General features: G+C 60.5%; 5 protein-coding genes and 3 pseudogenes. 2 read left to right on the plus strand and 6 right to left on the minus strand.

Going from position 1 to position 14,617, the window contains the following annotated elements:
- Positions 1 to 172: 172 nt before the first annotated feature.
- The 6 genes and pseudogenes from JFV26_RS34700 to JFV26_RS07265 all read right to left on the minus strand — a co-directional run bounded on the left by JFV26_RS34700 (position 173) and on the right by JFV26_RS07265 (position 11,144).
- Positions 173 to 3,806 (minus strand): annotated as a pseudogene (locus JFV26_RS34700) (transporter substrate-binding domain-containing protein).
- Positions 3,807 to 4,433, minus strand: a complete 627-nt coding sequence (locus JFV26_RS07245; protein WP_201191009.1) for a response regulator transcription factor — start codon at positions 4,431 to 4,433, stop codon at positions 3,807 to 3,809.
- A gap of 163 nt (positions 4,434 to 4,596) precedes the next feature.
- Positions 4,597 to 5,783 (minus strand): annotated as a pseudogene (locus JFV26_RS34400) (EAL domain-containing response regulator).
- Positions 5,784 to 5,995: 212 nt separating this feature from the next.
- Entirely contained in the window at positions 5,996 to 8,701 is a 2,706-nt protein-coding gene (mgtA, locus tag JFV26_RS07255) for a magnesium-translocating P-type ATPase (RefSeq protein ID WP_201191011.1), read from the minus strand.
- 491 nt (positions 8,702 to 9,192) lie between these two features.
- The gene (locus tag JFV26_RS07260; RefSeq protein WP_201191013.1) at positions 9,193 to 10,530 is read right to left on the minus strand and encodes a lysine N(6)-hydroxylase/L-ornithine N(5)-oxygenase family protein; all 1,338 of its coding nucleotides are present in this window, start codon (positions 10,528 to 10,530) and stop codon (positions 9,193 to 9,195) included.
- Between the two features lie 131 nt (positions 10,531 to 10,661).
- Positions 10,662 to 11,144, minus strand: a complete 483-nt coding sequence (locus JFV26_RS07265; RefSeq protein ID WP_201191015.1) for a sigma-70 family RNA polymerase sigma factor — start codon at positions 11,142 to 11,144, stop codon at positions 10,662 to 10,664.
- Between the two features lie 320 nt (positions 11,145 to 11,464).
- Between JFV26_RS07265 and JFV26_RS07270 the strand changes: the two genes are divergently transcribed.
- Together JFV26_RS07270 and JFV26_RS07275 are read left to right on the plus strand one after the other, a co-directional pair.
- Positions 11,465 to 12,637 (plus strand): efflux RND transporter periplasmic adaptor subunit, encoded by a 1,173-nt coding sequence (locus tag JFV26_RS07270; RefSeq protein WP_201191017.1) that lies wholly within the window; start codon positions 11,465 to 11,467, stop codon positions 12,635 to 12,637.
- Positions 12,638 to 14,610: pseudogene (locus tag JFV26_RS07275) on the plus strand (MacB family efflux pump subunit).
- The last annotated feature ends 7 nt before the right edge of the window (positions 14,611 to 14,617 follow it).

Genomic DNA, 14,617 nt, shown 5'->3' on the forward strand with positions numbered 1-14,617 from the left:
GCAGGAACTGCCGAAGGCTGTGATGGGCTTGATGTGATTGCCGGCGATGCCAGCCAGTTAAAGCACGAAACCCGTGGGAGCGAGCCTGCTCGCGAAAGCGGTGTATCAGCCAACATTGATGCTGAATGTAAGGCCGTCTTCGCGAGCAAGCCTGTTCCTACAGGGGTTGCGGTTAAGCGAGGTAATCCTGCAGCCGTTCGGCCAAGCGCTCCATCGCCTGTTGCAGCACATCAACCGCCTCGGTCAACACCACTGAATCCAGTCCGTTGCAGGCTGTTTCCAAGGCCTCGCAGGCCAGGATCAAGCCCTGTGCCCTGATAATCCGCGCGCCGCCCTTGACCCGATGAGCCAGGTCCGCCAACCCCGGCAGGTCATGCTGGGTGAACAGACGCATCAACCGCGCCATGTCGTCAGCGTTGCTGCTGGCCAAATCGCCCAACAGGCTCTTGATCGAGTCTTCGTCACCGCGCGTCAATTGCTTGAGGCTGGTCAGGTCGATGTCATCGTCCACTGGCTCACCCGTGACGTCGGTCGGGACGTGCACGGTATTGGGCGCCACCGTGGCCAAACGTGCGTTGAGGTCCTTGAGGCTGATCGGTTTGAACAGGCAATCGTCCATGCCGGCCTGCCGGCAGCGGTCCTTTTCTTCGGGTTGGGCGTTGGCCGTGAACCCCAGAATCAGGCCCGGTGACAGATCGCGTGCACGTTCTTCGTCGCGGATCGCCCGGGCCAGTTCGTAGCCGTTCATGATTGGCATGTTGCAATCGGTAATGACCACGTCAAAGTGCTGACTGCGCCAGGCGCGCAGGCCATGGGCGCCGTCTTCGGCATCCTTGACCCGATGACCCAGGTAGCTCAACTGTTGAGACAGCAGCAGTCGGTTGGCCGGGTAGTCGTCGATCACCAGGATGTTCAAGGCGTGCGCCGGGGCGGTGGGTTCGACGGCAGTTGACGGGGACTGCACCACGGCTTGCAGGGTGGGCAATGAGAGCAGCACTTCAATGTCGGTGCCCACGCCCAGTTTGCTGGTCATGTTCAAGCGCCCACCCATCATTTCGCACAACGTACGGCTGATCACCAATCCCAGGCCGGAGCCGCTGCGCGCCGACTGGTTATTGTTGCCGGCCTGAGTGAACGGGCTGAACAAACGCTGCTGGTCTTCGCTGGAAATGCCGCTGCCGGTGTCTTCGACCCGCAGGCAAATGTCCAGGCGCTCTCCACTGCTGTCCGGCGTAGCTTTCACGCTCAAGCGCACCTGGCCTTCAGCGGTAAACTTGATGGCGTTACTCAACAGGTTCGACACCACCTGCTTGAAGCGCAGCGGATCGATCAACACATCACGGTGCAGCGCCGTGTCCAGGTCCAGCACCAGGCGCAACTGTTTTTGCCGGGCCAGGCCTTCAAAAATGCGCACCACCGACTCCAGCAATTCGCGCAGGTTGGCCCGCTCCGGCGCCAGGGATAAACGCCCGGACTCAATGCGCGCGATGTCGAGGATGTCGCCGATCAGGTCAAGCAAGCCCCGCGCCGCACCTGAAGCCACTTCGATGGCGAAACGATCCATCACGCCTTGATCGGCCTTCTTCATCGCCAGTTCAAGCATGCCGATCACCGCGTTCATCGGCGTGCGGATTTCATGACTCATGGTGGCCAGGAACGTGGTCTTGGCCCGGTTGGCGTCGTCAGCGCTGTCCTTGGCGTCCTGCAACGCTTCAAGCAAACGCCGACGTTCGCTGACATCGATCCAGCCGCCGATCATGCCCGTGACTTCGCCGTCGCTGCTACGGTACGGCAGCATCCAGTGGTAAATGGTCAACAACTTATCGTCGATGGTCAGGCTGCGATCCTGTACCCGCGGCAAACCTTCCTTCATCACTTGCAGGAAATCGTCGTGGTAAGCGGTTGCCTCATCAAGGTTGTGCACGACGCCTTCGATCACGGTCTTGCCGATCACCGCTTCACGCGCCAAGCCAAAGACTTGCAAATAACCGGCATTACACACCAGTAATCGCCCCTCACGATCCCGGACATAAATCGGGTGCGGTGTGCCGTCGATCAACACGCGCATGAATTCCAGCTGATCGTTGAGGGCGATTTCCGCGAGCCGACGCTTGCCAATCAACCGCCGCAGATAGGCAATCCAGCCCAGCGCGATCAACAGCAACACCGCTGCCACGGAGAAGCCCTGGACAATCGCCGTCCGATTGCGTAGCCAATAACTGTCATCGACCACCACTTCACTGCGCCAGCGATTGGTTACCTCGTCCATCTCTTCGGGCGGGATGCTCAACAGCGCCTTGTCGAGGATCGAATACAGCTCCAGCGAACCCGGGCTGTGGCGAAAGCCACGCGCGCCGATTGAGTGCCGACGGTGCTGGTGATACGCAAACGGTCGCGATATTGCCGCGAGATCATGTAGCGCGCAGTAATCAGGGAATTGACGGCGGCATCGGCCTGACCATTGGCCACCAGGGTCATGGCCTGCTGGGCGTTGCTGGCGTCCACCAGGGTTATTTTCGGGTATTGCTCGATCAACAGATCACGCACCGGGTTGCCACTAATCACTGCCAGGCGCTTGCCGTCCATGTCATCCAGGGTGCCGGGGCTGTCGGGGCCGATGCGGCTGACCAGGACAAACGGCATGCTCAGGTAAGGCCGGGTGAACCGCAAAACACCTTCGCGCTCGGTACTCGGAGTCAGCGTAATCAACAGGTCAGCCCGATCGGTGCGAATCTGTTCGACCAGTTCGGGCACCGACTGGGCACGCTGAATATCGAATTTCAGGCCAGTGCGCAGCGCCACCTTGGCCAGCACATCGGCGCTGATGCCCCGGAATTCGCCGTCCTGACCGAAAAACGACAATGGCAGGAAACTGTCATCAATCGCCACCCGCAAACGCGGATGCTGAGCCATCCAGCGCTGCTCGCTGACACTGAAATGCAGCACCTGCTTGCCCGGCATGCTCGCACCACCGGCACTCCAACGGCGCAGAATACTCATGCTCTCACCCGCAGGAATGACCGCCAGCGCCGCATTGACGATACGCAACAGCTGCGGATTGCCACGGGCCATTGCGAACGAAAAATGGCCGACTTCCAATTGCGAGAAGTCGGCCAGTTGCACATTGTTCAGGTAGTTCTTGTTGATCAGGTAATTGGCACTGATGGAGTCGCCCAGGTAGACATCGGCCGCACCGAAGGCCACGGCGCCGATGGCACTGAGGGTCGAAGGATAAAGTTGCAACTTCGCCTTGGGGTAGAACGCCTTGACCACCTCGGGTGGCAGGTAGTGATAAAGCATCGCCACTTGCTTGTCAGCCAGGTCTGGCGTCAGGTTCTGGCTGTCACCAACCCGGTGACCAGGGTCGGCTGATCCTCGGCATAAGCGCTGGACATAGCCAGTTCCGGATCGGCGATTTCAAAGCTGTTAGCCGTCCCCAGCAGGTCCACTTCACCTTTTTTCAACGCCTCGACCACGTCTGCCCGTGAGGCAAAACGTCGTACCTCAACACGTACATGCAGCAACTCGCCGAGTAATTGCGCGTAGTCGGCGGTCAGGCCTTCATAGTCATCACTGCTGCCGGTGATCTCGAAAGGCGCGTAATCGGGCGCCGACGCGCCCAGCAACAAGGTGCCCTTGGCCCGCAGCCAGCGCCAGTCCTGATCATCGAGGGGCACGCTGTAGTCATCGACGTTCGAGCGCCCGAGCACCAACAATGATTGCGGGGCCTCGGTCGCGGCCAGTGCAGTGTGCATGACGCTGAGCAGCGAGAACGCAATAAGCCATTTTCTAAAGTAAATGCTCATTCAGATCAGGTTATTGCGCTTGGCGAAATCGGCCAGGTACACCACCGATTTCACATTGAGCTTCTCGATCAGCCGGGTCTTGTAGGTGCTGACGGTCTTGTTACTGAGCAGCATGGCGTCGCCGATTTCCTTGTTGCTGAGGCCATGGGACAGTTGCTGCAAAATCGTCAGCTCGCGGTCGGACAGGCTCTGGATCAGCTCCAGGTCTGTGGATTCGACATCGCTGCGTCGCACCGAACTGGTGGCCAGGTTGGGAAAGAAGGTGTAGCCGTCCATCACGGCTTTGATCGCCTTCACCAACTCGTCGAGGTCATTGGTCTTGGAGATGAAGCCGGCAGCGCCAGCCTTCATGCAGCGCATGGAATAGAACAGCGCCGACTGCGAGGTCAGCACCAGGATCTTGCTTTTGAGGTTCAGGGCGCTGATGCGGCTGATCACTTCCAGGCCATCGAGCTTGGGCATGGCGATATCCAGCACAATCAGGTCCGGCGTATGTTCGCGGGCCAGTTGCACGGCATCGGCACCGTTGTCCGCCTCGGCAACCACCTCAAAACCCTCCTGTTTCAAGAGCATTTTGACCGACGACCGAATAAACGGATGATCGTCTACCACCAACGCTTTAAACATATGAACTCCTGTAAAACACGCCGGAAATAACCGGTGACGAGAATGTCCATGGCGCAAAAAAACAATGAAATGGCTGACCAGTCGCCGCCGTGTTCGAAAATACACGAGCCCGACTGAAGTGTAGGAAATTTCTCGGCTTTTTCTGTCAAGTTTGAAACTGCTCTCATTTTGCCACTCCGTGCCCGTCCAGCCATTGCAGCAGGTCGTGACCGGTCATGGGCCGGGCCAGATGAAAACCCTGGCCCAATTCACACCCCATCGCCACCAATTGATCGCGAATGCGCTGGCTGCTGACGCCCTCGATCACCAGGCTCATCTCCAGTGAACGGGTCAGCGCCAGGGTGCTGGCAATCATCGCCCGTCGGCCGGGTTCGCGCAGCTGCTGGACGAATTGCCCATCGAGTTTGAGCTGATTGAAAGGCAATTGGCACAACAGACTAAGAGAGGAAAATCCGACACCAAAATCATCGATCGACAGCCCACACCCCAAGATGCGCAACCGCAACAGGTTCTCCCGGTGCTGGACGGCAGGTCCAGCAGGCCGTTCTCGGCCAGCTCGAACATCAATGTGGAGCCAACGAACCCGTGGCGTTGCAATCGGTATTGGATGTGATTGACCAAGACGCTGTCGGCCAGTTGCGAGGCATGCAGGTTGAACGACAACTCAAGACTCAAACCCTGGCGGCGCAAGACACCCAACAGGCTCAGCCCCTGCTCCAGTAACTGTTTGAACATTTGATCAATCAGATCGTAGGCCAGCACCGCGCCCAGAAAATCCCTGGGCAGCAGCACCCCTTTGGCCGGATGTTCCCAGCGCACCAGTGCTTCAGCGCCGGCAATGGTGGAGCGGCTCATGACGAACTTGGGCTGAAACCAGGCCCGAAACTCACCCAGGGCCAGCCCTCGACGCACTTCATCTTCGCTGGGCAGTTCCGTCAGAACGACGTCTGGAGTACAGAGCCCATGATTGAGGTTGTAACGATGAAGCAAGGTATACAACGAGCGCAGTTGTATCGGCTGGCTCATCACGCCCAGAAGCTGTAAGCCGGACAACGAAGCCATCTGCCCCAGCGCCCGACGCAGTTCCGGTTGCAAGGTGCTGCACAAGGCGACCGCACGGACCATACCGACCTGGCTGGCACAGCGCAGGAACTCCAGGCAATCGAGGCCCTTGTCCGCCAGATCGCACAACACAATATCGACACCGCCGCACAAATGCAGCTGCACCATAGCCTGTTCGCCGTCACTGGCTTGCAACACTTCACGCACACCCAGGCGCTGCAGCATCTTGACCTGCACACTGCGGGCAAAGCCGTGGTTTTCCAGCACCAGAACACGTGGAGAGGCCATATTCCATTCATCACTTCACAGACCCGAAGGCGCGAATAGTGACGATTGGAGGTGTATTTGACTGAAGGATTTATCCTGCCACCATGTAGGAAATTTCCCAGAACTATGACCGTAGGAGCGAGGCTTGCCCGCGAAGACGGAGTGTCAGCCATCATCCATGTTCAATGACACTCTGCCTTCACGGGCAAGCCTCGCGCCTGCAACTGGCAGGATTACTGCCAGCCAAACCGGCGGATATAGAAGCCCTTCACCGCTTGGGTCAGGACCATGTACGCCAGCAAAATCACCGGCAGGAACACGAAGTACAACGACGGCAGTGCCTGCAGTTTGAAGTAGTGCGCCAGCGGCCCCATCGGCAGGAAGATCCCGACCGCCATGATGATCCCGGTCATGACCATCAGCGGCGTGGCCGCGCGGCTCTGCAGGAACGGGATTTTCGGCGTGCGGATCATGTGCACGATCAGGGTCTGTGTCAGCAACCCCACCACAAACCAGCCGGACTGGAACAGGGTCTGGTGGTCCGGGGTGTTAGCGTCGAAGACGTACCACATCAACGCAAACGTGGTGATGTCGAAGATCGAACTGATCGGACCGAAAAACAGCATGAAGCGCCCGACGTCCGCCGGCTGCCAGCGTTGTGGTTTTTTCAGCATCTCGGCATCGACGTTATCGAACGGGATGGCGATTTGCGAAATGTCGTAGAGCAGGTTCTGCACCAGCAGGTGCATCGGCAGCATCGGCAGGAACGGGATAAACGCACTGGCCACCAGCACCGAAAACACGTTGCCGAAGTTCGAACTGGCGGTCATTTTGATGTACTTGAGCATGTTGGCGAAGGTCCGGCGCCCTTCCAGCACGCCCTCCTCCAGCACCATCAGGCTCTTTTCCAGCAGGATGATGTCGGCCGCTTCCTTGGCGATGTCCACCGCGCTGTCCACCGAAATACCAATGTCGGCAGCCCGCAGCGCCGGGGCGTCGTTGATGCCGTCGCCCATGAAACCGACCACGTGGCCGTTGCCTTTAAGCAAGCGGACGATGCGTTCCTTGTGCGACGGCGTCAGTTTGGCGAAGACGTTGGTGGTCTCCACGGCCAGTGCCAGTTCGGCGTCGCTCATTCGCTCGACGTCGCGGCCCATCAACAGGCCTTGTTGCTCCAGGCCGACTTCGCGGCAGATCTTGGCGGTCACCAGCTCGTTGTCGCCGGTCAGCACTTTTACCGCAATGCCGTGTTCGGCCAGCGCGCGCAGGGCCGGCGCGGTGCTTTCCTTGGGCGGATCGAGGAACGCCACATAGCCGATCAGGGTCATTTGCTGCTCGTCGGCGAGGCTGTAAACCGACTGCTCCTTGGACGTGTGTCGCGCCGCCACGGCCACCACGCGCAGACCTTCCTCGTTGAAGGAGGCGGTCACTTCGCGAATCCGCGTCAACAGTGCTTCAGTCAGCGGTTCGTCGTTTTCGCCATGCCGAACGCGGGTGCACACCGCGAGGATTTCTTCCACGGCGCCCTTGCACACCAGCAAGTGATGCTGTTGATCATGCTCGGCCACCACCACCGACATGCGCCGACGGTTGAAGTCGAACGGCACCTCGTCGACCTTGGCGAACGCGGTGGCCACTTCCAGCTCACGGTGTACCTCGACGTGTTGCAGCACCGCCACGTCCAGCAGGTTTTTCAGGCCGGTCTGGTAGTAGCTGTTGAGATAGGCCATTTCCAGCACGTCATCGGACTCTTCGCCCCAGACGTCCACATGCCGGGCGAGGAAAATCTTGTCCTGGGTCAAGGTGCCGGTCTTGTCGGTGCACAGCACGTCCATCGCGCCGAAGTTCTGGATCGCATCCAGACGCTTGACGATGACTTTCTTGCGCGAGAGGAACACCGCCCCCTTGGCCAGGGTCGAGGTGACAATCATCGGCAGCATTTCAGGGGTCAGGCCGACGGCGATGGACAGCGCGAACAGCAGCGCCTGCATCCAGTCACCCTTGGTGAAACCGTTGATAAACAGCACCAGCGGCGCCATCACGAACATGAAGCGAATCAGCAACCAACTGACCTTGTTGACCCCGGTTTGAAACGAAGTCGGCGTGCGGTCAGTAGCGCTGACCCGCTGCGCCAAGGCACCGAAATAGGTGCTGTTGCCGGTGGTCAGGATCACCGCGATGGCCGCACCCGAGACCACGTTGGTGCCCATGAACAGGATGTTGTCCAGGTCCAGCGGGTTGCTGGTGTCGCGGTCTTGCTGACGGGGGAATTTTTCCACCGGCATCGACTCGCCGGTCATGGCGGCCTGGCTGACAAACAGGTCCTTGGCGCTGAGTACCCGGCAATCGGCCGGAATCATGTCGCCGGCCGAGAGCACGATCAGGTCACCGGGCACCAGTTGCTTGATCGGCAGTTCAATGCGCTGCGCGCCCTGGCGCATGACCGTCGCGGTGTTACTTACCATCGCCTTGAGCGCATCGGCGGCCTGGTTGGACTTGGCTTCCTGCCAGAACCGCAGCAAGGTCGAGAGCACCACCATGGAGAAAATCACCACGGCGGCTTTCACGTCCTCGGTCAGCCAGGAGATAAACGCCAGTAACGTCAGCAGCAGGTTGAACGGGTTTTTGTAGCAATGCCACAAGTGAACCCACCACGGCAGCGGCTGCTCGTGCTCGACCTCGTTAAGGCCATATTGCTCGCGCAGGGCCTCGGCTTCGAGCTCGCTCAAACCATCGGTGTGGCTGCCGAGTTTGTCCAGCAATGGACCGGTGTCACTGTTGGCGGCAGACACCAGGGTTTGCGCCAGGGTGGGCGGTACTTCACGGCTGACCGTGGTGTCGGTGAAGCTTTCCAGCAACGCCAGGCGACGGAAGTGCCGGGCGATGTGGCGGGTGCGCAGGAATCCGGCGAAGAATTCCTTGAGCAAGGTCAGGTTCATGGCAGTTGCCCCCCAGGGTCAGCCGGGAAACCGTCAAGCAGGCATGTTGAGTCGCCGCGATGACGACGGGCACGTCGAACATCACACGATTCAGTGTCGATGAGAGGACATCGGGACGGGCCAGCACTGGCCGCGATAGAGAATGCCGCTACTCGCTTTTCAGCAAGATAACGGCACAAAAAGACTGCGCGTTATCTTGCCGAGAAAATGCCGGTTACCTGAACCGGCCGACTACTGTCACTCGAACAAGTGCCCACTGTGGGTCTCCGCTATTGAAGAAATCGCGCGAAGCTTACGCCCCGACTCAAGGAGAGTAAACGACGCTGGGGCGTGTGCCGGGGGAATCGCAGGGGTGTTCAGGAAGGGTTCAGGATTGATCAATTTCAGGCCCGAAAAAGCAAAAGATCGCAGCCTTCGGCAGCTCCTACATTGGGATGGCGTACACCCTGTAGGAGCTGCCGAAGGCTGCGATCTTGAGGGCCGCCCCGCTATCAGCTGGCAGTCGCCAACAACATGTCCAGCACCGAACGGCTGTGCCCACGGTGTTTGCCATGGTCATACAGGGAGCCGGCAATTTCATCGGCCCGAATCGGCAGGATCGACAGCAAGGTGTCGCTCAAGCCGTGGCTGGCCTGGCAGAAGCCCTGCATGTAGATGCCGGCCTTGCAGCGCTCGTCGGTGATCAGTTTGTAGTTGCGATCGACGTCGAAATCACCGAGATACTGCTCCAGCGGCGCCAGCAGTTTGCGGTGCATCTGGCGCTCGTAACCCGTGGCGAGCACCACCGCGTCGTAATGACGAACCGTGACTTCGCCGGTGGCGTTGTTGCGCACGACCAGTTCAATACCGTGCTCGGTGGCGGTGGCTTTTTCGATAGTGGTCAGGGTGCGGAACGCATGACGGGCGATACCCGAGACCTTCTGGCGATAGAAGATGCCGTAGATGCGTTCGATCAGGTCGATGTCCACCACCGAGTAGTTGGTGTTGTGGTACTCGTTGACCAGACGCTCGCGCTCGCTGCTCGCTTGCTGGAACACCAGGTCGGTGAACTCCGGCGAAAACACTTCGTTGACGAACGGGCTGTCGTCTGCCGGCTTCAGGGCCGAACCGCGCAGGATCATGTCCACTTGCACCGACGGGAAGCTGTCGTTCAGGTCGATAAAGGCTTCAGCCGCGCTCTGCCCGCCGCCGATGATCGCGATGCTCATCGGTTGATTGTCCACGCACGGCTGCTGGGCCATCTGCGCCAGGTATTGGGAGTGATGGAAGACCCGACTGTCGTCCTTCAGCGCCTTGAACGCTTCGGGGATACGCGGTGTGCCGCCGGCACTGACGACCACCGAGCGGGTGGTGCGCACATGCTGATGACCCAGTGCATCACGGGAAATCACCCGTAGCGCCTCGACCTGCTGCTGGTGCAGCACCGGCTCGATGGTCAGCACGTCTTCGCCGTAACGGCTCTGTTCGGTGAACTGCCCGGCCACCCAGCGCAGGTAGTCGTTGTACTCCATGCGGCACGGATAGAAGGTGCCCAGGTTGATGAAGTCCACCAGGCGGCCATGATGCTTGAGGTAATTGACGAACGAGTACGGGCTGGTCGGGTTGCGCAGGGTCACCAGGTCCTTGAGGAAGGAAATCTGCAACTCGCTCTGGGCCACCAGGGTGTTGCCGTGCCAGCGATAGTCGGCCTGCTTGTCGAGAAACAGTACATCCAGCTCACCCTGATTCGCCGAACGCTCTTGCAGAGCGATGGCCAGCGCCAGGTTCGACGGGCCGAAACCGATGCCGATCAGGTCGTGAACGATGGGCGATGCAATTGCCTGTGTCATTTCCAGTGTCCTCTGGATGAACCCCTCAACCGTGGGGATAAAGCCTGGGTGACCTGACCGGCCTTGGGCGGGACAGCAGATCGTCTGTTGAGTAGGAACGAGGACAATGAAAAAAATTTAATCGCAAGGGATCAATGGGCATCCCACTGCTTGATTCGCACCCGGCAGTGTTTCATGGCGTTGACGATATGCTTCTCCACCAGCGCCCGGGAAATGCCCAGCCGTTCGGCGATCTCCGGGTGCGACAGGCCATCGATCTTGCGCAGCAGGAAGCTCTCGCGGCACAGCCGTGGCAGTTCGGCCAAGGCACGCTGGAGCATTTCCAGGCGCTGACCGTGGTCGAGGCAATGGTGCGGCGAGGGAATGAAGTAGCGCTCTTCGGTATCGAGCACTTCCAGGGATTCGACCTGACGCAGGGCATTGCGCCGATGGTCGTCGATCACCAGATTGAGTGCGGTGCGATAGAGAAACGCCCGGGGCTGCTCGATCGGCGTGTCGCTGGAACGCTCCAGTACCCGCACATAAGCGTCATGCACCACATCTTCGGCCACCTGACGGTTGCCCAGCTTGGCGTTCAGGAAACACACCAGCTCGCGATAGTAGTTTTCCAACATGACTCCCGACCGCTGGGAGTGCGGCTTCTGTCCTTGAGCCAGATCCGCGACTGCCGAATGGGCAACGGCACGATGATGGCAATTTGAGTCGCGTAATTTATAGTAATTCTCATATAGATTTAAAGTACTGATTCGGTTTGCCCGACAAATAGTGCGGCGCTATCCCTGTAACTCTGTGTGTCCGCGCTTAAATTGCGCCCTTCTCTCCTCGTTTACAGGACAGCTCCCCGTGTCTGTCGGCTCCCCGACAGCGTTTGGCTGTCGCCCAGATGTGCGCGCCGCCTGAACGACGGGCCGATTTCCTTTGGCCGGAACCCTGCATGAAACGTCCCCGACACACCCGACGCGCCCTGCTTGTAGCCCTGTGTCTGATCCCCGTTATCGCCGTCGCTGCCTGGCAGATCATCCCGCCCGGTCGCGATCAGTTCGCCACGGTTCAAGTCACACGCGGGGATATTGAAAGCAGCGTCACCGCCCTGGGCACCCTGCAACCGCGGCGTTACGTCGACGTCGGCGCCCAGGCATCGGGGCAGATCCACACGCTTCATGTGGAGGTCGGCGACGTGGTCAAGGAAGGCGATTTGTTGGTGGAAATCGATCCGTCCACCCAGCAAGCCAAGCTCGACGCCGGGCGTTTTTCCATCGACAACCTCAAGGCCCAGCTTCAGGAGCAACGGGCGCAGCACGAACTGGCCCGGCAAAAATTCCAGCGCCAACAACATCTGGCCGCTGGCGGCGCCACCCGCGACGAAGACGTGCAAACCGCCCAGGCCGAACTGCGCGCCACCCAGGCTCGGGTCGACATGTTCCAGGCGCAAATCCGCCAGGCCCAGGCCAGCCTGCGCAGTGATCAGGCCGAACTCGGCTACACGCGCATTTATGCACCGATGAGCGGAACGGTGGTCGCCCTCGATGCCCGGGAAGGCCAGACCCTCAATGCTCAGCAACAAACACCGTTGATTCTGCGCATCGCCAAACTGTCGCCGATGACGGTTTGGGCCGAGGTCTCGGAGGCTGACATCGGCCACGTCAAACCCGGCATGCACGCCTGGTTCACCACCCTCAGTGGCGGCAACCGCCGCTGGACCAGCAGCGTGCGGCAGATCTTGCCGATCCCGCCCAAGCCGCTGGACCAGACCGGCCAGGGCGGCGGCAGCCCCGCCAGTTCGAGTAAAAGCGGCACCGGCCGCGTGGTGCTCTACACCGTATTGCTCGACGTCGACAACGCCGACAACGCCTTGATGGCGCAAATGACCACCCAAGTATTCTTCGTCTCCAGCCAGGCGAAAAACGTTCTGAGCGCACCGATTGCCGCATTGCAGGACGGCTCGCAGCCCGACAGGCAGACCGCCCGGGTCGTCGCCAAAAACGGTGACATCCAGCAACGGGACGTGCGCACCGGTATCAGCGATCGTCTGAAAGTGCAGATCCTCGATGGCCTCAACGAAGGCGATCACCTGCTGATCGGCCCGGCTGACGGGAGTGGCGGCTGAATGCAGACGCCTCTGATCGACCTGCAGGACATCCGCAAAGCCTACGGTGGCGGCGACGCCCCGCAAGTTCACGTGTTGCGCGGCATCGACCTGTCGATTCATGCCGGCGAGTTCGTCGCGATTGTCGGTGCTTCCGGTTCCGGCAAATCGACGCTGATGAACATCCTCGGCTGCCTCGACCGACCGACCTCGGGCGAATACCGCTTCGCCGGAGAAAATGTCGCCGGGCTCGACAGTGATGAGCTGGCTTGGCTGCGCCGCGAGGCGTTTGGTTTTGTGTTCCAGGGTTATCACCTGATTCCGTCCGGCTCGGCCCAGGAAAACGTCGAGATGCCGGCCATCTATGCCGGCATCCCGGCGGCCGAACGCCACGCCCGCGCCGCCGCCCTGCTCGACCGCCTCGGGCTGGCCTCGCGCACCGGCAACCGGCCGCACCAGCTCTCCGGCGGCCAGCAACAACGAGTGTCCATCGCCCGCGCCTTGATGAACGGCGGCCACATCATCCTCGCCGACGAACCCACCGGCGCCCTCGACAGCCACAGCGGCGCCGAGGTGATGACCTTGCTAGACGAATTGGCGAGCCAGGGCCATGTGGTCATCCTCATCACCCACGACCGCGAAGTGGCGGCCCGGGCCAAGCGCATCATCGAGATCCGCGATGGCTTGATCATCAGCGACAGCGCACGCGACGACCCAACGGTGCAAACCTCGGCCAACCCCGGCGCGTTGCAAGCGGTGGATTTGCGCAAGCGCCTCAGCGCCGGCGCCGAGGCCACCGGGGCCTGGAAAGGCGAGCTGATTGATGCGGTGCACGCGGCGTGGCGTGTGATGTGGATCAACCGCTTTCGCACGGCGCTGACCTTGCTCGGGATCATCATCGGCGTGGCGTCGGTGGTGGTGATGCTGGCGGTCGGCGAAGGCAGCAAGCGCCAGGTCATGGCACAAATGGGCGCCTTCGGCTCGAACATCATTTACCTCAGCGGCTCGGCACCGAACCCGCGCACCCCGCCCGGCGTCGTCACCCTGGCGGACGTCGCCGCACTGGCCAGCCTGGCGCAAGTGAAGCGGATCATGCCGGTCAATGGCGCCGAGGCCGGCGTGCGTTACGGCAACGTCGACCACATGAGTTACGTCGGCGGCAATGACACTAATTTCCCGACGATTTTCAACTGGCCGGTGGTTCAGGGCAGCTACTTCACCGAGGCCGATGAAAAAATGCCGCGGCCGTCGCGGTGATCGGACACAAGGTTCGCAGCAAATTGCTCAAGGATGTCCCCAACCCCATCGGCCAGTACATTCTGATCGAAAACGTGCCATTCCAAGTGATCGGCGTACTCGCCGAAAAAGGCGCCAGTTCTGGCGACTCCGACAGCGACAACCGGATCGCCATTCCGTACTCGGCGGCCAGTGTCAGGCTGTTCGGCACACTCAACCCTGAATACGTGGCCATCGCCACCGCCGACGCACGCAAGGTCAGGGAAGCGGAAGTCGCCATCCGCGAGCTGATGCTGCGCCTGCACGACGGCAAGCAGGATTTCGAACTGACCAACAACGCGGCGATGATCCAGGCCGAAGCCCGGACCCAGAACACCCTGTCGCTGATGCTTGGCTCGATTGCCGCGATCTCGTTGCTGGTGGGTGGCATTGGCGTGATGAACATCATGCTCATGACTGTGCGCGAACGGACCCGCGAAATCGGCATCCGCATGGCCACCGGCGCCCGTCAACGCGACATCCTGCGCCAGTTCCTCACGGAAGCGGTGATGCTCTCGGTGGTCGGCGGCATTGCCGGGATCGGCCTGGCGCTGATCGTGGGTGGTGTGCTGGTGCTCAGTGAAGTCGCCGTGGCGTTTTCCTTGATGGCGGGGCTCGGTGCCTTCGGCTGCGCCCTCGTTACCGGGGTTGTCTTCGGCTTCATGCCGGCCCGCAAAGCTGCCCGGCTCGACCCGGTCACGGCCCTTACCAGTGAATGATCGATCT

The organism is Pseudomonas sp. TH31 (genome assembly GCF_016650815.1).
In the GTDB taxonomy this organism is placed as follows: domain Bacteria; phylum Pseudomonadota; class Gammaproteobacteria; order Pseudomonadales; family Pseudomonadaceae; genus Aquipseudomonas.

What these genes read in the sequence shown, in the direction of transcription:
- JFV26_RS07270 (WP_201191017.1), top strand. Translation starts at nt 11,465, where the DNA reads ATGAAACGTCCCCGACACACCCGACGCGCCCTGCTTGTAGCCCTGTGT.
- JFV26_RS07260 (WP_201191013.1), bottom strand. Translation starts at nt 10,530, where the DNA reads ATGACACAGGCAATTGCATCGCCCATCGTTCACGACCTGATCGGCATC.
- JFV26_RS07245 (WP_201191009.1), bottom strand. Translation starts at nt 4,433, where the DNA reads ATGTTTAAAGCGTTGGTGGTAGACGATCATCCGTTTATTCGGTCGTCG.
- mgtA (WP_201191011.1), bottom strand. Translation starts at nt 8,701, where the DNA reads ATGAACCTGACCTTGCTCAAGGAATTCTTCGCCGGATTCCTGCGCACC.
- JFV26_RS07265 (WP_201191015.1), bottom strand. Translation starts at nt 11,144, where the DNA reads ATGTTGGAAAACTACTATCGCGAGCTGGTGTGTTTCCTGAACGCCAAG.